Below are 20,236 nucleotides of genomic sequence, written 5' to 3'. Positions count from 1 at the left end.
CCCGCGCGGCCGGAGGAGTTGTCCCACCCGCCAATGGGTGTTCAAGAATCCTTGGAATTCCCCTTGGACTCGGAATCGGACTTGCTTTCGGGCAGACCCTTGGGCTCTTCGTCTTTCATGCCTTTCTTGAATTCCTTGATGCCACTTCCGATGGATTTGGCGATCTCGGGTATCTTCCGCCCTCCGAAAATGAGGAGAACGATGAAGAAGATGATGATCAGTTCGGTCATACCCAGATTTCCAAGCATTGATTTTCTCCTTACGGCTGAAGCATACGCCCGCGGAGTCTGGATTTCAATGCGAGGTCCAGGGGGGGCGAATGGGTGTCAGGCCGCGGGAGCGATCGAGTCGTCGGGAGCGTGGAGTTCTGTCGACGAAGGTAGGAGGGATTTCAGCATGCGGCGGAAGGCTTTGGCTCGAGGTGCGTCAGATGAAACTTGGCAGGCCAGATCGGCCATCGCGAGGGCCGTGGCGGCATCGCCTTTCTGCTGTGCGGCTGCCGAAAGGGCGAGGTACGGAAGTCCACTCTCGATATCGCTCTCAAGGAGGTCCAGGAACACACGTTCCGCCGCCTCGATTTCGCCGTGCTGCAGCGCCTGAAGGCCTTGGTAGAGGAGCACTTCCGGAGGCATGCGGCCGTTGTCCATGTAGGAACGGAGGAGGGCGAGGCGGCTTTCGTTCGACCATGACGGCTTGAGATAGCGCAGCAGTTGTCGAAGAGCCGTCCCTCCCCGGTGGCTGGCGCCCATGAAGTGATAGGAGTAGCTGGCCAGGGAGCGGTGGAGCGTCAGCCCGGTTTTGAAGGCTCGGGCCACGAACTCCACGTCGGAACTGAGAGGCGGTCTTTCCGGCTCCTCTTTTCGGTAAAAGAGATCCTCTTTGAAAGCTCCAACCTTCGTGAAATCGTCGCGATGAATCAGGAGGGGTATGAAGTGGCCGCCGGAAATCATTTGGTTTGTGGCGACCTGACGGACAAAGCCCAGGAATCCGGCCTCGTCGAAGTCTTCCGCGCACACGCCGAAATCGGCCTCGAGATTGTCGGGACCGACGAGATACGTGCCCGACTCCACCAGCGTGGATGAGAACATTTTCCCGCGTTGCAGGTGGGGGACGAACGGCGAATCCCAGTCCGGGGCGAAATACTGGTCGTCCGTAAGAAAGCAAATCCATTTGCGCGAGGAGGCTGCTGCCCCCCGGTTCCAGCCGGCATAGGGGCCTATGTTCCGTTCGGCAATGAGCGGAGAAATTCCGAATTCGTTGAGGACGGCGAGGACGGCCTCATCCACGATTCCGGGCCGATCCACATCCACCACCACCGCGTATTCATGATCCAGGCGGCTGTTTTTCCGGAGGCTGCCGAGGCAAAGGCGAAGTTCGGGGGCCGCCCGAAGCGTGGGGATGACAAGGGTGTACCCCGACCTCATGAGATCACTATCGGCAGCGGGTGGGCGAAAGATTAGGCTCTGTTTGCATACCCCATCATTGCCGTGGGGCGCATCTCTTGGTAGCCGCACCCTTTACGGGTACGTCTTCGGACGCAGGCTGAAGCCTGCGCCTACCGGTCCAACGCGTTTTCAAACAGACCTTGGTGCAAGGAGGACAAGGACGGTCCGATGCGGATTGAAATCTTCCCGCTTGCCCCTACAATGCGGAAGGAAGCCACATGACGCACGCCGAGACGTATTTCCGGGACCCGGTCCACAATCTGGTGACCTTCTCCCCAGCGGAAGAAGAGGATGTCCTTTTCCTGGAGCTGATCGACACCCCGGAGTTTCAACGGCTCCGGCGCGTGAAGCAACTGGGCGTGGCCGAGCTCGTTTTCCAGGGCGCCGAGCACAGCCGATTTACGCACTCGGTCGGCGTCCTCCACGTGGCGCGCCGAATCCTCGAACAACTCCGAAAGAGTTGGAGTTTCAGCCGACGCGACCGCCTGGTCGTCGCCTGTACGGCATTGCTCCACGATCTGGGCCACGCGCCCTTCTCGCACGTGACGGAGGCGATTTTCGGCTCGCACCATGAGGAATGGACGGGGCGAATCATCCTCGATCCCGGCACGCAGATTCACAAAGTCCTCCAGGCCTACGCGCGCGAATTGCCTCAGCAGGTGGTGAAATGCATGAGCTACCGCGCGGTGGAAAAATTCTACTCACAGATTGTCAGCAGCCAGTTGGATGCCGACCGATTCGACTATCTCCTGCGTGACAGTCTGATGACCGGTGTCAAGTACGGAGTTTTCGACCTGGAGCGTGTCATCCTCGGCCTTGAGGTGGCGCGCGTCTCGGGTCGGAATGAGATTGTGGTGAGTGAAAAAGGATTTTACGCCGTGGAAGAGTACCTTCTCTCCCGCTACCACATGTACCGGCAGGTCTACTACCACAAGACGGTTTCAGCCGCAGGTGCGATGCTAAAGGCACTTTTCCGGCGTGCCAAGTCCTTGCTGGCGAAAAAGAGCGCCATCCACGCGCCGGAAGGTCATCCTTTCACGAAGCTTCTGCGTGGGCAGAAGATGGATGTCAGCGAATACACATCTCTCGACGATGCCGACATGGTGGTGTTTCTGAAGGAATGGAGCCGGAGTGAAGATCCCGTCTTGAGGATGCTGGCACGCGGACTGATTGACCGCCGGCTGTTCAAATCGATCGAATTGCCGGGACCGGTTTCGGCGCCGAAACTCCGGAAGAAACTTCGCGAACGCCTGCGGGCCGCCTATGGCCGGGACGGTGATGGGCTGCTTCTCCATGAACAGACGGGCGACACGCCCTACAAGATCTATCGGCCCGGCGAAGGAGAAAGTTCGATCTACGTGAAGAAGAGGGACGGGCGCATCGCCGAGGTCTCGGAACTCTCGCCCTCCGTGAAAGCCCTGGCCCGGAAGTACGACATCCAATACCTCTGCTTTCCCACGGACATCGACGTTTCAGGCTGATTAGGACAGCACCCGGTCAAGTTCGGCAAATATCTTGCGATTTGCGGATGGGAAGGGGAATCGTCGGAGATCCGTGAGCGGCACCCACCGGGCACGTTGCGGAAGCGGTCTCCGGCTCCTCCCACGGGGCCTGCACAGGAAAGGGTGTAGTGTAACGGAAAAATGGGAGTAGGCGTGTTCGACCTTCGGCAATTTGGAGAGAGGATCAACCCGCAGGTTCAATTCCTCCCATAGCTCGCGGCGGACCGCAGTCTCGGGAGTTTCACCCGCCTCGATTTTGCCGCCGGGAAATTCCCATAGCCCGCCCAACAACCCACTCGAAGGCCGCTTCTGAATGACGACCCGCCCGTGGATGTGGATGATACCGACAGCGACGTTGTAATGCGGCACTGGGGGGCGCTTCTTTGGAGCGGGGAAGAGCGCTTGTTTCCCCTGGATCCGGGCGAGACAGCAGCGGGAGATCGGGCACCGGTCGCAATGCGGTGATTTCGGAGTACAAACGGTCTGACCGAGTTCCATCAGCGCTTGGTTGAGCGATCCGGGGGACGCCGTTCTCGCGATCCATGTTTCCAGCACCTCGCGGATCCGTGATTGTTTTCTCAAGTTTTGCGGCGTCGCAGCCTGCGCCGTCAGTCGCGCCAGGACTCGGCGGACGTTGCCATCGTAGACAGGGAGATGTTGATTGAACGCGATACTCAGAATGGCGCTTGCCGTGTATTCGCCGATTCCGGGGATTCTCAGGAGGTCGGTTCGCTCAGATGGTATTTCCCCTCCGTGTTTCCTACAGATCACCTGCGCTCCCTGCCGAAGATTCCTTGCCCTCGAGTAGTAGCCGAGTCCCTCCCAGACTTTCAGAACCCTCTGCTCCGGGGCCTTGGCCAGATGCCTTACGGTTGGGAACGATCGCATGAACCGTTCGTAGTACGGAATCACGGTTGAAACTTGCGTTTGTTGGAGCATCACTTCGGAAACCCAGATCGGGTATGGGTCGCGGGTTCGTCGCCAGGGCAAATCGCGGTGGTGGCGACGGTACCACCGGAGCAGGAGCAGAGGAAGGGACTTCAGGCGTCCTGAAAGATCTCGATCGGTTTTCCCAGTCCCTTTTGCAGGCATCGGTCGTACAGATGCTTTGCCACAGCCAGGTCCTGAACGGCAAGCCCGGTTGAATCGAATACCGTGATGTCCTCGGGCTTCTCCCGTCCGGGTTTTACACCGCGCAAGACCTCCCCAATAGTGGCCCGAAGATCCGATTGCGAGATTCGCCCCTGGCTGAGCGCCACATTGACCTCTCCGCTGTGTGGGGTCTGACCCCAGTCGTCGATGATGATCTTGGCCGCCTTTAGGATATGGGGATCCAACTCCTGTTTCCCCTTGGCGTCCGCCCCCATCGCGTTGATGTGCGTGCCCGGCTTGATGTCCGGCATCCAGACCACCGGGGCCCTCGATGGGGTTGTCGTGGTGATGACGTCGGCCGTGCGTGTGCAATCGCCCGGGCTCTTGCAGGTGACGATCGGCGGTCCATCCTTGTCGGCCGCCTCTCCGAAAGCCCGCGAACTTGAAGCATTCGGATCGAAGAGACGGACCTCTTTGATGGGGAACACTTCACGGAGGGCCTTGAGGGCATACCGCGCCTGACGTCCGCCACCGATGAATCCAAACACCGTGGATTCCTTCCGTGCCAGCGCCCGGGTTGCCGCTCCGACGGCCGCCCCGGTGCGGAGGTTGGTGAGAAACGTTCCGTCCATGATGGCAAGGGGGCAGCCGTCGCTCGCTCGACTAAGGACGTAAATTCCAATCACGGAAGGGAGCTGAATGTTTTTTGCGTAGGAGGTGACCCATTTCAGGCCGGCGGCGTTGAGGGTCCGGTTGTAGGCGGGCATCGCGCGGAAGTCGCCGGAGTGCTCCGATACCTCCACGTAGATCTTGGGGGGCATTTGCGCATCGCCCCGGGCCAGGGCCCGGAACGCATCGGATACGACATCGATGGCCTCGGACATCCGGGCCACTTGCTCCAGATCACGGCTGGAAAGGACCAAAGGGCTGATCTTCATATCGGCATTTTATCCCCGTGGGGGGACATCTCAACTGATCTTCGTCAGGGATTGATGCGGTTTCCGCCGGGCTTGAAGAGGCTGTGGGCGGGTGTTATAGGACTCTGGAGCACGGAATGAGAAGAGTTACGGGTGCGGCGGCGGCAGTCTCCCGAACCACTCACTCCTCACACTTCACCCTTCACGAATTTGGGGCTGTAGCTCAGTTGGGAGAGCGCGTCGTTCGCAACGACGAGGCCAGGGGTTCAACTCCCCTCAGCTCCACCAGCCATGGATGGTGCGGCCCCTGCCGAATCAAGCCGAGCGTGAGGCGAGGCGTCTATACCGGCAGGGGTTCGGGATGTATCGCCCTTGAAGCTTCCGGGAGGGCCAGGCCATGTTCAATGCCGCGCCGTCCTAGGCGCGGCGACATCTCATGGCCCCGTGCCTTCCTGGCGACGGGGACGGCCCGGAAGTCCGCGGAGAGTGCCATGCTGATTCGCCGGTGGCACAGGCGTTGACAGGGATAGCGATGTTGATTACTATAACTATAGTCATAGCTATGAATGGAGCGGACGGGCGATGAAGACGGTGCAGATGACGCTGGATGACGACTTGGTTTCCCAGGTGGATCGGGTGGCCGGCCGCTTGGGGACGACGCGCTCGGCCTTTGCGCGTAGGGCCCTGCGCGAAGCGTTGGAGAAACTTCGAATCCTTGAGCAGGAGCGGAAGCACCGCGACGGATACGCCCGGAAGGCCGTCCAGCGCGGAGAGTTCTCGGTGTGGGAATCGGAACAGGCCTGGGGCGACGAGTGAGGCGGGGAGAAGTCCGCTGGTACCGATTCCAGCGACCCGACAAAACGCGTCCCGTTGTGATCCTCACGAGGGATTCGATCCTCGAGTACCTGGGTGAGGTTACCGTGGCCCCGATCACGAGCACGATTCGGGGGATCCCGTCGGAAGTGCTGCTGGCGTCTTCCGACGGCATGCCCAGGGAGTGCGCAGTGAACCTGGATCACCTTCAGACGGTCTCTAAAGGAAGACTGGGGGCGCTGGTCACCACGCTAAGCGCCCGCAAGATGCTGGAGATTCGGTCTGCTTTCCTGTTCGCCCTGGGGTACTGATCACGAACGGATCCCGTTTGGTCGATGTGGCCGTGCCCATCGCGGTGCGGCACCTGTTCACCTACCGGTTGGGGGATGGATTATCCGTGTCCCCGCAGCGAGGCCAGCGCGTCCTCGTCCCATTCAAGAAAAGTTTTGTCGTGGGCTACCTCGCGGGCGTTCATGCAACGCCGTTCGAAGGCGAAGTCAAGGACGTCAAGGAAATCGTCGATTCCGAGCCGCTCATCGGCGAGGAGGCATGGCAACTTGCCGAATGGATGGCCTCCTACTACGGGCGATCCCTTGGCGAAACGCTCGATCTGTTCTTTCCCACCCTCCTGCGAGGCGGGTGGAAACGCAACGTTCATCGGGAGCGGAAGCGCAAGTCGAAAGTCCCATCCGAATTTCTTCTCAAACCCACGGAACTCCCTTCGCAGTACACCGTGGAACAGACGGCCGCCTTGAACATCATGCTCCCGGCCGCGCGTGAGCGCCGTTTCGCTCCGTTTCTCGTGCACGGCATCACCGGGAGCGGCAAAACAATCCTCTACGTGGAGATGGCCCGGGCCGCCGTGCAGCAGGGTCGGGGCGTCGTCGTCCTCGTGCCGGAAATCGGGCTGACCTCCCATGTGGCGCGGCATTTCGTGTCCGCATTTCCCGACCGCGTGGCCCTCCTGCACAGCAAGCTGACCTCGCGCCGTCGGTGGGATGAGTGGGATCGGATCCGATCCGGCCAGGCGGACGTGGTCGTGGGCGCGCGATCCGCGCTCTTCGCCCCACTGAAGGATGTCGGCCTGATCGTGGCCGATGAAGAGCATGACCATGCCTACAAGCAGGAAGACGGCGTAACGTACCATGCCCGCGACGTGGCCCTCGTCATGGGGCAGCGCTGGAAGGCCCCCGTGGTGCTGGGATCGGCGACACCTTCGTTGGAGTCCCACGCCAACGCATCGAGGGGAAAATACCGCTTGATACGTCTGGCGCGGCGCGTATCCGATCGCCCGCTCCCGGATGTGGATGTGGTGGACATGCGGTTCAAGCGGAATCCGGACAAGCGACTATCCTGGCTATCGCCGCAACTCCACAAGGCGATGGTGGATACGCTTGAACGCCGCGGACAAGTCGTTTTGTTTCTCAATCGGCGTGGATTCGCTCCCGTCCTTCGCTGCATGGACTGCGGCGAAGGAGTGAAATGCCCCCATTGCGATATCACGCTCACGTACCACAAGGCCGATCGGCATATGCGATGCCACTACTGCGATCATCGGCAGGACCTCCCGGAAGTCTGCTCGGAGTGCAAAAGCACATCCGTGGCGATGGCGGGAGCCGGCACCCAGAAGATCGAAGAGGATATTCGTGCCCTCTTCCCGCAAACCGGGATCGCCCGATTGGACATGGATACCGCGCAGAGCAAGAAGCGACGGTTCGAAATCATGGAAGGCATGGAGAGCGGGGCCATCCAGATCGCCGTCGGCACACAGATGATCACGAAGGGGTACCACTACCCGCAGATTACGCTCGTGGGCGTTGTGGATGCGGATTTGGGACTCTTCCTCCCCGATTTTCGATCGGCGGAACGCACCTACCAGCAAATCCTCCAGGCGGCGGGGCGGGCGGGACGAGGTGAACAAAAGGGTCGCGTCTTCATCCAGACGATGTCGCCCGACCATCATGCCATCGACTCCGCGAAGCACTACGACGAATCCCGATTCTACGAAACGGAACTTCGGCTGCGCCGGCAGTGGGGCTATCCCCCTTACAAGCGATTGGCGATGATTCGAATTCGGGCGCGTCATGAGGTCGTTGGAGGAGAAGGCGCGCTGGCCGTTCTCCAAGCGACCAAACAGATGGCGGGCGGAAAGGGAGTTGAGGTTCTCGGGCCGGCTCCGGCTCCTCTGTATCGACTCCGGGGCCACTACCGATGGCAAATTCTGCTCAAAGCCGACACGTCGAAAGGCCTGCATGAGGTGATGGAAGGGCTTCTCGATGCGAAAGGCCCACGTCGAGCCGGCTACGAAGTTCGTCTGGACGTTGATCCGGTCAACATGTTATAGCCCCGCACCTTTCCCGGATCGCGATGCATTACGTCTACATACTCTGTGGCGCCAGCGAAAGTTGGATGTACATTGGATACACAAACGACCTGCGGCATAGATTGGCCATGCATCGCGGAGGCAAAGTTGAGTCCACAAAAGAACACTTGCCCGTTCGATTGGTGTACTATGAGGCCTATGCTTCCGCGGAGGACGCAAAGAATCGTGAGAAGAGACTCAAGTACTTTGGGAAGGCGTACGGCCAGTTGAAGCGACGCATGGAACAAAGTCTGCGTCCTCCATCCGGAAAAGGTGCGGGGTGACGTTCCGATGCTGATCAGCATGACGGGATTCGGCCGCGCGGCCCAGCGTGAAAAGGGGTGTGAGGCCGAGTGGGTCATCAAGGGAGTCAACCATCGCTTTTTCGAGCTGAACGTCCGGATGCCCGACGGCCTGGATGATCTGGAGCAGGAGATTCAGGACAAGATCCGAAAGGCCTGCAAGCGGGGCCGTGTGGATGTGACGCTTCGCGTTTCCGGAGGGGCTCCCGCGCCCCATCTGGAGGTGGACGAAGCAGCCGTCCGCCGCTACCGCGACACGTTCGTCAAGCTCGGGCGGAAGCTCAAGATCGAAGGATCCGTTCGCTTGGAATATCTCCTCACCCTGCCCGGCGCCGTCCGGACCACCACGGAGAACCATGCCCGCCTCGAAGGGATGAAGCCGGCGCTTCGTAAATCGTTCCAAAAGGCGCTCGATGAATTCCTTTCGCTCCGGAAACGTGAAGGAGAAACGCTCGGCCGTGAGTTCACCCATCACCTCAGCGAGATGCGCGGCGCCCTGGCGCAGCTGGAAGCGGGCCTGGAAGAAGAAAAAGGCTTGAGGGCCGCTCGGCTGAAGTCGCGCTTGGCCGACCTCCTGGGAGAGGAGGCGGACTCCAAGCGGTTCCAGACGGAAATGGCCTATGTGATGGAACGGAGCGATGTGACGGAGGAGTTGGCGCGCATGAAAAGCCACCTCTCCCAGTTCGAGTCGATTCTTGGCAAGGAAACAGAGGCCGGCCGCAAGCTGGATTTTCTCTTGCAAGAGATGCACCGCGAGATCTCGACGATGGCCGCCAAGTGTGAGGCACAGGCGTGGGTCCCCGTGGTCCTCTCGTTGAAGGCAACGACCGAGAAAATGCGCCAACAGGCCCAGAACATCGAGTAGCACCGGTGAGCCGCAACGGCGAAGGTGGGTCGGTCCGCGAGACGGTCGAAGCCTTGAAAAACTATTTCGGCTATCTCCACCGATCCGGCGTTTTGTTTCCGAGACCGGATTCGGCATCCGCAGCCACGTCTTCGGTTCCGGAATCAGTGACTCTTCCGCATTCTTCCACGCCGGAGATGCAGGAAGAAGGCGCCCGCGAAACGCTCGATGAGGTTCGCTCCGATCTCGGCGAATGCACCCGCTGCAAACTTCACAAAGGGCGAAAGAAGATCGTATTCGGCGTGGGGAATCCCCGTTCGAAGATCGTTTTCGTCGGGGAGGGTCCCGGAGCGGACGAAGACGAGCAGGGGTTTCCGTTCGTGGGGCGCGCCGGTCAGTTGCTCACCCGCATGCTGAAGGCCTTGGGCGTGCGGCGGGAAGACGTCTATATCTGCAATGTTGTGAAGTGCCGGCCGCCGAACAACCGTGCGCCGGAACCGGATGAAGTGACCGCTTGCTCTCCCTTTCTACTGCGCCAGATCCATTCCATCAGGCCCGCCGTGGTTTGTGCACTCGGAAGCGCGGCCATGCAGACGCTTCTCAAGTCCACGGGATCGATCACCAAGCTGCGCGGACAGGTTTTCGAGTGGGAAGGCACGAAACTCATCCCGACGTTTCACCCGGCCTACCTCCTGCGCAATCCCCGGAGCGAGTGGGAGGCCCGCGCGGATCTCAAGAAAGCCCTCGACCTTGCCGGCGTCACTCCTCTGGGTCGATAAGCGGTGATTCCCTCGTGGCTTGCGCTCCCGCGTCTCCGAAGCTGACCCCTGAGAGCTGACGGCTGATCGCTTTCCGCGTCAGTCCGAGGCGGCGACGAACTCGTCGACCTGGTGGCCGACCATCTTCATGTGACGCTCTTCAAGCATCTCCTGGCCGGCGAGAACGCGGGTGCGATAAATCAGGCCGCGCTTGATGCGGAGGAGAAGCGTGCGAAGAATAATTTCCAACTCCTGTACATCGTAGAGAGCATGGAAGTGGCCGATTTTCTTGAGGAGAATGTTGTGGGCGTCCTCGTAGGGAAGCCGGGCGTAACTGGGTGGCCACACGAGCGGATCGACGTAATTGTAAATGGAGGTAAACACCACCGAAGGAGGCAACGGCCGGTGATTCATTTCACTCAGCAAACGACTTCCCGGCACCATCTGGAGCCCGCTCTCGCCTTCGATTCGCGGGATGAGGCCCATGCGTTCAAGGAGCATCGTAGCGATGCCGTGTCCCACCCCGCCCGGAAGCGCCGCATACGTGCCGAGATGAGGCGTGGCGAGCGTGATGCAATGGCTTACGAAGGTGTGGCCGTCCAACACTTGAATGATATAGCGGGCGATGAGACCGCCCTGGCTGTGCCCGATCAGGTAAACGCGCCGCGCCTCCACGTGCTTGAGAACCCGATCGATGGTCTTTCTCGCCTTCTCGGCGGACTTTCGCATATCCTGTGAATAGGGCTGATAACTGAGCACCACCGGGAAAACCCCAAACAGCTCCGACTCCATGATGCGTTCCATTCTCTGAAACGCGGCCGTGCCCTGGAGATAGCCGGGAAGCAGGAAAGCCACGCGCCGTTGCCCGCGATACGCTTTCAGCCGCTCATCAATGTACCTCTTGCCGAAGGCGAGGCGCTCGGTGAGTGATATCGAGTGATCCAGAACGTTCTTGGCGATGTTGGAAGCCTCGGTCACCGCGCTGACGCCCATTTTCAAATTGGTGAGGAATGATCGGCCCACGATGGAGGGCCACTCCCTCTCCGGTTTGGATCGTGCGTGTGCTTCATCCGGATCGGCTGGATGGGCTGCCCGATCTGGACCGGGGCCCGCTTCCGCCGTTTCTTCCTCCAGCCCCGAGGGAGCGGCCCCAGGCTCGTAAATCTGGGCCTTGGCTTCCTCTTCAGATGCCCTGGGGCGAGTGGTTCTCCGTTTGCCGGGTACGGGTGGGATCATACGGGCCATGAATGGATGCATATGATATCGAGAATAACGCTTTGCGTCAACTCGATTCGCTTCGCAGAGTGGAAAAAACCGTCAGGAGAAGATAAATTCTTCATCATGGCCATGAAAAGAGAGATGGTGCGCGCCCTTTTGGTCTTGGCCTCGGGAGCAATCATTTCGACGTGCAGTGTTCGCGTGCTTCATCGCGGCGAGGTGGCCGAAGAGGGGCTCTACTTCGGCAAAATGTCCAACGGCCTGTCCGTGTTGATCAAGGAGGACCATTCCGCTGCCGTCGCCGCGATCAACATCTACGTCAAGGCGGGATCGCGGAACGAGCCCCCGGAATGGGGAGGGATCAGCCATCTCATTGAGCATATGATTTTCAAAGGGACGGACCGCAGGCCGGTGGGGCAGGTGGCCCGCGAAATTGAGGAACGGGGCGGGGAGCTGAACGCCTACACCAGCAACGATGAAACCGTCTATTGGGCCATCGTGCCGAGCGCGGAGGTGGCGACGGGACTGGACGTCCTTCTCGATGGAGTCTTTCATCCCAAGTTTGATCCCACCGAGCTGGAGAAAGAGCGGGAGGTGGTTCTGGAAGAGCTTCGCCGTTCGCTCGATTCTCCCGAGAGACGGTTGTACGACGTGCTTTCCCGGTCCGCCTACGAAAAGCATCCCTACGCGAGGCCCGTCCTGGGCACGGAATTAACGCTTCGGGCGATCACGCGCGGCAACGTTGCCGACTATCACCAGCGCTGGTACTCCGCGAGCAACATGATCGCCGTCGTCGTGGGCGATGTCCGCATCCCGGACATCCGGGGCCGAATAGAAACCTTCGTCAAAGGCGTGAAGAAACGTGCGCCCGCCCAGGCGCTCGTGGAATTGGATGCCTCGGATCGGCCCGGGAAGGTCTCGGTGGTTCTGGACAAGACCGAGACGTGCCAAGTGGCCATCGCGTTTCCCATCGTCAACGCGGTCCACGAGGACGCACAGGCGTTGGATGTCCTGGCCTCCGTTCTCGGGGGGGGGGAGAGCGCGCTTCTGACCCGGCGGCTCAAATACCGCGACGCGCTGGTCCCCGGCATCTACGCCTACGCCGATACACCGGCGGACCCCGGCCTGTTCGTCATCGGCGCGGAAGCGGATCCGGACAAACTGGGGGATGCGACGAAGGTGATCCTGGACATCGTCAACCAGGTGAAGAAATCCGTCGACCCCAAGGACGTGGCGCGTGGAAAGTTCACGCTCGAAAGATCGATCATCGAAAGGAGGGAAACCATGCAGGGGAAGGCGCGGGCCATGGCGACCGCCGCCGCCCTGTACAACGATCCTCGCTACGAGGACCGGTACCTCGATTCCTTGAAAGGGATCTCGGAACAGCGCGTGAAGGAAGCGGCGCGAAAGTATCTTCAAATACCCCGGGCCACGGTGGCTGTCGTCTATCCCGAATCGGCGGGAAAGAGCCGCGAAGCGGTGGAAGAAATGCTCCGGCACGTCGTCCAGCTCTCCGGGCTGGAGGCCACGGCCCTGCGCAAGCTGACCCTCAAGAACGGGATCCGTCTCATCCTCTGGGAAACCACCTCCGCGCCGACCGTGGCGATGACGGGTATCTTCCGCGGCGGAGTGCGGGCGGAATCGTCGTCGACGAACGGCGTGAGTTCTCTCCTGTCGGAAACATGGACGCGCGGAACCGGAAAAAGGGACGGGGATGCGATGGCTCAACGGCTGGAGGAGATCGGCTCCTCCATCGAAGGATTCTCGGGAATGAACAGTTTCGGCCTGAAGGCGCAGGCCCTCTCGACGGGGTTCAGGGAAACCGCGGACCTTTACTGGGAAACGCTGTTTGAGGCCGATTTCCCAGATGAAGAAGTGAAGAAGGCCGTGGATCGCCAGATCTCCATGCTCCAATCGAACCAGCGGGATCTTGCCCGCCTGACCTTTCAAAGATTTCGGGAAAATCTTTTTCCGGATCATCCCTACCGCCTGGACTCGATGGGCCGGCCGGAGTCCGTGAAGAAGCTTACGCGATCGGATCTCCTGTCCTACTATGACCGCTGGGCGACGCCCCCAAACCTGGTTCTGTCGGTGGTGGGTGATTTTGATTCCGATCATTTTCTCAAGACGGTCAAACCCCGGCTGGAGGCATGGAAAACCTCGGCGCCAGGACGGCTGGCCGTACCCGGAGCGCCAGGGACGGCTGCGCAGGGTGCGGCCCCCAAGGAAGTTACGTTGCCTGCCGCCGCTCCCCCCACGCCGGCTGCGGTGACCGACAAGACCTACTCCTTGGAGAGCAATCAGACTCACTTGATTGTGGGGTATCCGGGGCCGGCCGTGAATTCGCCCGACCGGGCCGTATTGGACGTCCTGGATGCCGGCTTGTCGAACCAAAGCGGCCGGCTGTTCATCAACCTGCGGGACAAAGAAGCATTGGCCTACACGGTGTATTTTCAGGTTTTCTACGGGATTGACACGGGGTATGTGGCGCTCTATCTCGCGTGCGATCCCGCGAAAAGCGCGCAGGCCAAACAGGGCATGCTGCGTGAAATGCAGGTGCTCTTGGACAAGGGGATCACGGCCGAAGAACTCAACGCAGCCAGGCGGTATCTCGTCGGCTCGTATCAGATCCATCTTCAGAAGAACATGGACAAAAGCTTCACCACAGCCATCGATGAGGCCTTGGGACTGGGCTACGACCGCTTCCGGAATTATGAGACTGAGATCAACAAGGTGACGATGAAAGAGGTCGAGCGCATTATCCGGAAATACATCCAGCCGACGCACCACGTCCTTATTTCGCTCGGCGGAGGGGCATGACCCCCGCACTCACACCCGCGGACGTTCGAACGGGGCTTGAGGAGGTCAAAGACTGGAAATACAGGTCGAACGAGATCACGAAGAGCTACAAACTTTCAACCTTCCGGAAATCCATTGAGTTTGTGAATCGAATCGCCGACCACTCGGAAAGCGTCGACCATCACCCGGATGTCACCATTCGGTACACGACCGTCGTGATTTCCATTACGACGCACAGCGAGAACGGCGTGACGCAAAAAGATCTGGAGTGGGCGAAAGCCGCCGACGCGATCTACCGGGAAGTCCTCAGAATACGGTAGGCGCAGCCTTTAGGCGGCGATGGCCTGAACCCGGTAGCCGCAGCTTTCAAGCTGCGTTTCTTTCGCGGGCATTAAGCCCGCGGCTACCCGGATCCCGCAGGGCTTTGCTCTACTTCTTTACGTACGCCTTCTTGATCTCGACGGTCTCGACCGGCACGTCCCCCATTCCGTTTTTCGAGCCGGTCTTCACCGCTCGGATCTTGTCCACCGCATCCATGCCGGACGTCACTTTCCCAAACACCGCATAGCCAAAGCCGCGCGGCGACTCGTCCGCGTGATCGAGGAAGCCGTTGTCCACCACATTGATAAAGAATTGCGCCGTGGCCGAATCCACCACGCCGGTCCGAGCCATGGCGAGAGTCCCCCGAAGATTCTTGAGCCCATTCCCGGCCTCGTTCTTGATCGACGCCTCGGTGGGCTTTTGAGACATCTCCTTGGTGAATCCACCACCCTGGATCATGAAGTCCTTGATGACCCGATGGAAGATTGTTCCGTTGTAGTGCCCGGAATTCACGTAGCTGAGAAAATTCTTGGTGGAGATCGGGGCCTTCACTTCATCCAGTTCAACTTCGATGTTTCCAAGTGATGTTTCAAGTACGACCACGGGATGCCCTCCTTTGGCTTTCGCCACCTTTTCGGCCTTCTTTCCTTCCTGCGCCTGCGCCGAAGTTACGGCGAGCGCGAAGAACAGAATCAATCCGCGAAGGAAAAATCTCTTTTTCATCGCCGGATGATAATGAGGATTGTCGGCCACCGCAACTCGAATCGATGACCTGTTTGGTCTGGAAATGCGATCCGACATCGGGTATGGGAAAGGAATGCGTGCATGGCAGGTGAGCGAGTGGTGCGAGCCGGAGGACATGAAGCTCGTGGATCTTCCCGAGCCGAAGCCGGATTATGGGTGGACGCGCGTGCGCGTGGAAGCCTCGGCGCTCAATTTCTACGACATCCTGATGATCCAGGGAAAGTACCAGATGAAACCGCCGCTGCCGTTTACGCCCGGAAACGAGATCTCCGGCGTGGTGGAGGAGGCCGGACCGGGATCGAGGTTCAAACCCGGTGACCGAATCATGTCGCTGCTCCTTACCGGCGGCTACGCGGAACAGGCCCTCGCGCCGGACCTGACGACCTACAAACTTCCGGACGAGATGTCCTTCGAGCATGCGGCGGCGTTTCAGGCGGTCTACCAGACCTCGTACTTCGGCCTGGTCCATCGCGCGCAATTGATGAAGGGAGAATGGCTCCTCGTTTCAGCCGCGGCGGGCGGAGTGGGCCTCGCGGCTGTCCAAATCGGGAGAGCGTTGGGCGCCAAGGTCATCGCGGCAGTAGGCAGCGAGGAGAAATTTTCAGTCTGCCTGGAGAACGGCGCGCATCATGCCATTTCCTATCGGGATGGCGACTGGGTGCAAAAGGTGAAGGACATCACCGGCGATCATGGCGCGGATGTCATCTGCGACGCCGTCGGCGGCGATTTCCTCGATCTCAGTCTCAAGTGCATCGCCTGGGAAGGACGCGCGGTGATCGTCGGCTTTACGTCGGGCCGAATTCCCCAAGTCGCCGCCAATCGCATCCTCCTCAAAAACATTGCCGTTATGGGCATCCATTGGGGTGAGTATCGCCGTCATGACAACGCCCTCGTCGATCGAACGCAGGACGAACTCTATCGAATGTATGCCGCGGGCCAGATCCGCCCCGTGATCTACAAGACCTATCCGCTCTCCGACGCCCGCCAAGCCCTCGCCGAACTCGCCGACCGCAGGACCCACGGCAAGATCATCCTCCAGCCCTGATCGACTAGGCTCTGTTTGAAAACGCGTTGGACCGGTAGCCGCAGGCTTTAGCCTGCGTCCGAAGGCGCACCCGTAATGGGTGCGTCTACTCCACGTAGGATCGCTCGATGCAAAGATCCCGTGATTCTTCTACTCATCGTCCCCGGAGCGAAGCGGGGGCGACGGTGTGAATGGAATAGTGGTGCAGACGGAGCACCCGTCGTGCTTCATCGAGGAGTTTGGGCTTTTGAGTTCTGGTTGAGTCGGGCATATAGTCACCTTCGTGCGGGTGCTCTGGGAACGCGGGCCTGATTCATAATGGGCATATGGCAAAACTGCTTGGAAGAAATCACATTATCAGGGCACAATAGCAAGTTAATCAATGGTTAGGCCCATTCTGAAAACATGAGCGACCTAAAGTTCATCCCCACAAGATACCGAGCGAGTGGCCTCCTTCCGCTCCGGAAGCGCGCGATCCAGACTGTCCCGAACCAGGCTGGCGTGTACGTTCTGGTGACAGCAGGTAGTACCAAGTTCCAGTATCCAAGGGGACGTTCAGCGGTTTTCTACATTGGCCAAGCTTCCGGTCTCCGCAAGCGACTCGTCCAACATCTCAAGTACATGCGAGAGGCCCGGGGGTCGCGACCCTTGTCCCGATATTGGCCCCGCTACGAATACGCGGCCGCCTTCGGTGCTCGATTTGCCATTGTGCCGTGCTCACGACGCCGGTCACCACGGTCGCTCGAAAGTTTGATAATCAGAGTCTTTGCCGCCAGATTCCGGGCCCAGCCTGTAGCGAACTCACAGGGGTCCTGGGGAAGGGAACGCTGAAGTTCATGGATGCCAAGTCAGCAGCGGGCTTAACATCCGGCTGAAGCTGACGGCGCGCGGGAGGTCGGTGGCGGAATCGAGGTTGCGCAAGCGCGCCGCAGCTTACCGGATCGTTAGCCGGTAACCGCATGTTCGGAGACTTCGATTTCAGCGCTCTTGACGAGCCTGCTTTCAAGGAAGACGCGGTCCGGGAAGAGCTGGTCGCTCCATTGCTTAAGCGGCTTGGCTACTCACCGACCGGGCGTTTCAAGGTCGTGCGCAGCAAAGCCCTGGTCCACCCGTTTGTGATGATCGGTTCTAAGCGGTATCCCGTTAATATCGTTCCGGACTACACCTTGCTCGTCGACGACGAGCCCTTGCTCGTTCTGGACGCCAAGCGGCCCGGTGAGTCCATCGTAAAGTCTCATCACGTCGAGCAGGCGTTCAGCTACGCGATTCACCCTGAGGTCCGCTGCAACACGTATGGTCTTTGCAATGGCCAGGACCTTGTTCTGTACGATGTGCGGCGCACTGGGCCCATATTCAAGATCGCCCTTGCCGACACGGACAAGAGATGGGGCGAGGTCGTCCGTGCATTCGATCCAAGGGCACTGAGAATCCCAGAGATTCGCCATTTCAAGTTCGACTTCGGTCTGTACGTTCTGAAACTCGTGCAATTAGGGTCAACTCTAGACTCTGTACACAAGGTACTCCTATTCCGTAGGACTATCCCAGCTGTCGGTTCTGTCACGTGTATAGAGTTGACCCGTGCGCCCTCTCGCCCGTGCGCCCTCTCGACCGCGCCCGCGAAGCCCTCCGCGACCTCGCCGGCCGGAAAACCCACGGCAAGATCATTCTGAAGCCGTAGCTGGGCCGGGACCTTCTGGTTTCAGAGTCCCAGGATAGGTTTTGGCGGGGGGGCGACGTACACCGCACTGGCTCGACCCGTATATACTCTCCGCATGCGAAAGCGAAGGAGATACTGGACGGCCAGCCGAATTCTCACAGACGCCAGGCGGTTTCATTCGAGGAGTGAATGGAAAGAGAACTCCGCCTATGCGTACCGAATCGCCATCCAGAGCGGGATACATGAGCGCGCAACTTCCCATATGCCGAAACCAAAGATGGGCCCGCTTATTTGGACGCGTGAGAAAGTTCTGGGAGATGCCGGTAGGTACAAGACGTTGGAGGGTTGGCGAAAGGGTTCAAACGTTGCGTATCAGAGTAGCTTCCGACTTGGCATCCATCAAGATGCCACTCAGCACATGCGTCGTGGGCTCCATTCCCGCTACTCCAAGAGAGAGATCCACGAGGGGGCGCTCAAGTACCGATCGAGAAAAGAATTCCGGGAGAGGGCTCCCAGCCTCTATGATGCGGCACACTATCGAGGAATTCTGGATGATGTTTGCAGGCATATGCGACGGCCACATTGGATACCAAACACGGCAAAACCCCGGTCTGTGTATGCGCTCGAATTCATTGACGGAAGCGCCTACGTCGGAATTTCGTTGAACCCCCGGTTTCGGATTGCAGATCATTTCAGGGCCAATAGGCGGCATCGAACCGTACGTGATCGAATCGACTCGCTTGGAGGCGTGTTGCCGACCATCCGGATTCGAGCACGTGGACTCACGCCAAAGCAATCCCAAGTCGCAGAGGAACGAGCAATCCGCTGGTATGCGCAGGCAGGATGGACGATTCTGAATCGAACGCGCGCCGGTTCGCTGGGCTCAGCTAGACCCTACACAGACCGAGAACTCCGATTGATCGCACGGAAATACGAGTCGAAATATGCATGGCAGATGGATCATGCGGCGTCCTATCAGGCTGCACGCCGCCGGGGCATGCTCGCGAGGTGTTGCAGCCACATGGAACCGCGATACCGCAAGTGGTCGCTGCAGGCAGCCGTGGATCAGCTAAAGACATATCCGAACCGCGATCGTGCTCAGAGGAAATCCAGCCGGGCATTTCAGATTGTTAGACAGGCAGGGTTATTGGACGAGGTCCTGCCAAAGCGGAGGCCCCTGAGTCTTGAGAAAGCGATCTCCATCGGAAGAATTCAGCAGAGCCTTACTGAATGGGCACGCAGTCATCCTGGTTCATATGATCTCGTCCGCCGAGCGGGCCTTCTTCGAACGGTTCTCCGTCCAAGGGACACGCGAAAATGGACGCTTGAGCGTGCGCTTGGAGAGGGGGAGAAATACAAAAACCGCCAGGAGTGGAAAGTGGCGCAGTTCACAAGCTACAACTTGGTTCGGGAGGCAGGTCGACTGGATGAAGTAGTCCCACGGACCCGAAATCGGTGGACGATTGAATCGGCAATGCACGAGGGTAAGCGTTTCGCATCTCGAAAGCATTGGCAGGTTGGGAATGGCACGACCTACAATATTGTCCGGAAAGCAGGTCGACTTGACGAAGTCATGCCCAGTTGGAGGAAAACTGCCCGATTGCAGTCGAGGGCGAATGTTGAGGGGTAGCGACGGGCTAGTGGGGGCTAGTGGGGTCAACTCTATACACTGGACATTTCGCGGCGGTCGGGATCGGGCCTGGGGGGTGGCGCTTTTGGATGGAGCTTGCGCGGAATCTTGAGGTTGAAGGCGGAGCCGGAGGGGGGGGTTCCGACGACGTCAGTTGGCCAGCGGGCGGACGCACAGGAGTTTCGTTCGTGGCCAGCGGCTGAGTCAACCTCTGGTCTGGAGTCGGCCGGAAACAAACTTGTGCAGCACACTCGCAACGAGCGTCTGGTAGGGAATCCCCTCCTCCGCAGCTCTTCGCTTCAGAAGCTTCAGGTCCGGCCCCGATAGGCGGATATTGATCCGCTCATCCTTCCTGAGGTAGGCCCCCGCCGCTTCCCGGGCGACTTGAATCTCTCTTGCGGCGTCCTTGGAACGCGCCAGTTTCCCCCGGTCTAGGGCCTTGAGAGCCTCGATTTCTTCGTCCTGGTTCATTCTCTTCACGGCTGTTCCTCCTTTGCCCGGTATTCTTTCGTCGCCTTTCGGCTCGGATAGACGGTCTTGAGAGTGACTCTGTTGCCTTCCCTCACAAAGGGGACGAGGTAGACATATCCGCCCACGTCAACGACGTACATCTGCTGGTCTGGGTAACGGGCCTTGTTCGGATGCTCGACGACATCGAGCAGATGTCCTTCATCGATGAGCAGGATGATCTCTTCAAAACTGATTCCCCTTCCCCGCATGAGGGCCTTGTTCTTGTTCGGATCGAACTCAAACTCATATCCTCCAGCCATGCCCAATACTATGACAATGTGTGCTTTATGTCAACATC

At 59.4% G+C, this 20,236-nt stretch carries 19 protein-coding genes and 1 tRNA gene; 12 read left to right on the top strand and 8 right to left on the bottom strand.

Annotated elements, in window-relative coordinates; all coding sequences use genetic code 11:
- Window positions 1-41: 41 nt before the first annotated feature.
- On the bottom strand, window positions 42-248 hold the full coding sequence (tatA, locus tag HYT87_07590; protein MBI2059617.1) for a twin-arginine translocase TatA/TatE family subunit: 207 nt from the start codon (window positions 246-248) through the stop codon (window positions 42-44).
- A 78-nt stretch (window positions 249-326) separates the two neighbouring features.
- On the bottom strand, window positions 327-1,424 hold the full coding sequence (locus tag HYT87_07585) for a glycosyltransferase (GenBank protein MBI2059616.1): 1,098 nt from the start codon (window positions 1,422-1,424) through the stop codon (window positions 327-329).
- Between the two features lie 239 nt (window positions 1,425-1,663).
- Between HYT87_07585 and HYT87_07580 the strand changes: the two genes are divergently transcribed.
- A complete protein-coding gene (locus HYT87_07580; GenBank protein MBI2059615.1) occupies window positions 1,664-2,926 on the top strand; it encodes an HD domain-containing protein in 1,263 nt (420 codons plus the stop codon).
- Here HYT87_07580 and mutY read toward each other — a convergent pair whose 3' ends face one another.
- Both mutY and HYT87_07570 read right to left on the bottom strand, forming a co-directional pair.
- Window positions 2,927-4,039: an A/G-specific adenine glycosylase gene (mutY, locus tag HYT87_07575; protein ID MBI2059614.1), complete on the bottom strand. Its 1,113-nt coding sequence runs from the start codon at window positions 4,037-4,039 to the stop codon at window positions 2,927-2,929.
- Window positions 3,988-4,971, bottom strand: coding sequence for an ornithine cyclodeaminase family protein (locus HYT87_07570; protein MBI2059613.1), 984 nt, complete (start codon window positions 4,969-4,971; stop codon window positions 3,988-3,990). The genes mutY and HYT87_07570 overlap by 52 nt, the downstream gene beginning before the upstream one ends.
- A 197-nt stretch (window positions 4,972-5,168) precedes the next feature.
- On the opposite strand from HYT87_07570, the gene HYT87_07565 reads away from it, so the two are divergent.
- From HYT87_07565 to HYT87_07535, 7 genes are all read left to right on the top strand, one after another.
- Window positions 5,169-5,244, top strand: a tRNA-Ala gene (locus tag HYT87_07565).
- Between the two features lie 294 nt (window positions 5,245-5,538).
- On the top strand, window positions 5,539-5,772 hold the full coding sequence (locus HYT87_07560) for a ribbon-helix-helix protein, CopG family (GenBank protein ID MBI2059612.1): 234 nt from the start codon (window positions 5,539-5,541) through the stop codon (window positions 5,770-5,772).
- Window positions 5,769-6,080, top strand: coding sequence for a type II toxin-antitoxin system PemK/MazF family toxin (locus HYT87_07555; GenBank protein MBI2059611.1), 312 nt, complete (start codon window positions 5,769-5,771; stop codon window positions 6,078-6,080). Before HYT87_07560 ends, HYT87_07555 begins: the two co-directional genes overlap by 4 nt.
- Before the next feature lie 26 nt (window positions 6,081-6,106).
- Window positions 6,107-8,113 carry a primosomal protein N' gene (gene priA, locus HYT87_07550; protein MBI2059610.1) on the top strand — a complete coding sequence of 669 codons (2,007 nt, stop codon included), beginning with the start codon at window positions 6,107-6,109 and terminating at the stop codon, window positions 8,111-8,113.
- A 23-nt stretch (window positions 8,114-8,136) separates the two neighbouring features.
- A complete protein-coding gene (locus HYT87_07545) occupies window positions 8,137-8,415 on the top strand; it encodes a GIY-YIG nuclease family protein (GenBank protein ID MBI2059609.1) in 279 nt (92 codons plus the stop codon).
- Entirely contained in the window at window positions 8,405-9,298 is an 894-nt protein-coding gene (locus HYT87_07540; GenBank protein ID MBI2059608.1) for a YicC family protein, read from the top strand. The genes HYT87_07545 and HYT87_07540 overlap by 11 nt, the downstream gene beginning before the upstream one ends.
- Before the next feature lie 176 nt (window positions 9,299-9,474).
- The gene (locus HYT87_07535; GenBank protein MBI2059607.1) at window positions 9,475-10,056 is read left to right on the top strand and encodes a uracil-DNA glycosylase; all 582 of its coding nucleotides are present in this window, start codon (window positions 9,475-9,477) and stop codon (window positions 10,054-10,056) included.
- A 78-nt stretch (window positions 10,057-10,134) separates the two neighbouring features.
- Here HYT87_07535 and HYT87_07530 read toward each other — a convergent pair whose 3' ends face one another.
- Complete coding sequence (locus HYT87_07530) at window positions 10,135-11,280, bottom strand: alpha/beta fold hydrolase (GenBank protein MBI2059606.1); 1,146 nt, start codon at window positions 11,278-11,280, stop codon at window positions 10,135-10,137.
- 96 nt (window positions 11,281-11,376) lie between these two features.
- Between HYT87_07530 and HYT87_07525 the strand changes: the two genes are divergently transcribed.
- Together HYT87_07525 and HYT87_07520 are read left to right on the top strand one after the other, a co-directional pair.
- Window positions 11,377-14,073, top strand: coding sequence for an insulinase family protein (locus HYT87_07525; protein MBI2059605.1), 2,697 nt, complete (start codon window positions 11,377-11,379; stop codon window positions 14,071-14,073).
- Window positions 14,070-14,372 (top strand): 4a-hydroxytetrahydrobiopterin dehydratase, encoded by a 303-nt coding sequence (locus HYT87_07520; GenBank protein ID MBI2059604.1) that lies wholly within the window; start codon window positions 14,070-14,072, stop codon window positions 14,370-14,372. The genes HYT87_07525 and HYT87_07520 overlap by 4 nt, the downstream gene beginning before the upstream one ends.
- A 109-nt stretch (window positions 14,373-14,481) precedes the next feature.
- Here HYT87_07520 and HYT87_07515 read toward each other — a convergent pair whose 3' ends face one another.
- Window positions 14,482-15,096 carry a peptidyl-prolyl cis-trans isomerase gene (locus HYT87_07515; protein ID MBI2059603.1) on the bottom strand — a complete coding sequence of 205 codons (615 nt, stop codon included), beginning with the start codon at window positions 15,094-15,096 and terminating at the stop codon, window positions 14,482-14,484.
- A gap of 94 nt (window positions 15,097-15,190) precedes the next feature.
- On the opposite strand from HYT87_07515, the gene HYT87_07510 reads away from it, so the two are divergent.
- Both HYT87_07510 and HYT87_07505 read left to right on the top strand, forming a co-directional pair.
- Window positions 15,191-16,162 (top strand): NADPH:quinone oxidoreductase family protein, encoded by a 972-nt coding sequence (locus HYT87_07510; GenBank protein MBI2059602.1) that lies wholly within the window; start codon window positions 15,191-15,193, stop codon window positions 16,160-16,162.
- 938 nt (window positions 16,163-17,100) lie between these two features.
- Window positions 17,101-17,811: a type I restriction enzyme HsdR N-terminal domain-containing protein gene (locus HYT87_07505; GenBank protein ID MBI2059601.1), complete on the top strand. Its 711-nt coding sequence runs from the start codon at window positions 17,101-17,103 to the stop codon at window positions 17,809-17,811.
- A gap of 1,821 nt (window positions 17,812-19,632) precedes the next feature.
- Here HYT87_07505 and HYT87_07500 read toward each other — a convergent pair.
- Both HYT87_07500 and HYT87_07495 read right to left on the bottom strand, forming a co-directional pair.
- On the bottom strand, window positions 19,633-19,908 hold the full coding sequence (locus tag HYT87_07500) for an antitoxin (protein ID MBI2059600.1): 276 nt from the start codon (window positions 19,906-19,908) through the stop codon (window positions 19,633-19,635).
- Window positions 19,905-20,198 carry a toxin gene (locus HYT87_07495; protein MBI2059599.1) on the bottom strand — a complete coding sequence of 98 codons (294 nt, stop codon included), beginning with the start codon at window positions 20,196-20,198 and terminating at the stop codon, window positions 19,905-19,907. The genes HYT87_07500 and HYT87_07495 overlap by 4 nt, the downstream gene beginning before the upstream one ends.
- Window positions 20,199-20,236: the final 38 nt, after the last annotated feature.

The sequence above is a fragment of the Nitrospirota bacterium genome (assembly GCA_016180645.1).
Lineage (GTDB): Bacteria > JACPQY01 > JACPQY01 > JACPQY01 > JACPQY01 > JACPAV01.
The sequence above is the reverse complement of the archived record's forward strand: the minus strand, read 5'-3'. Positions and strand labels throughout refer to the sequence as shown.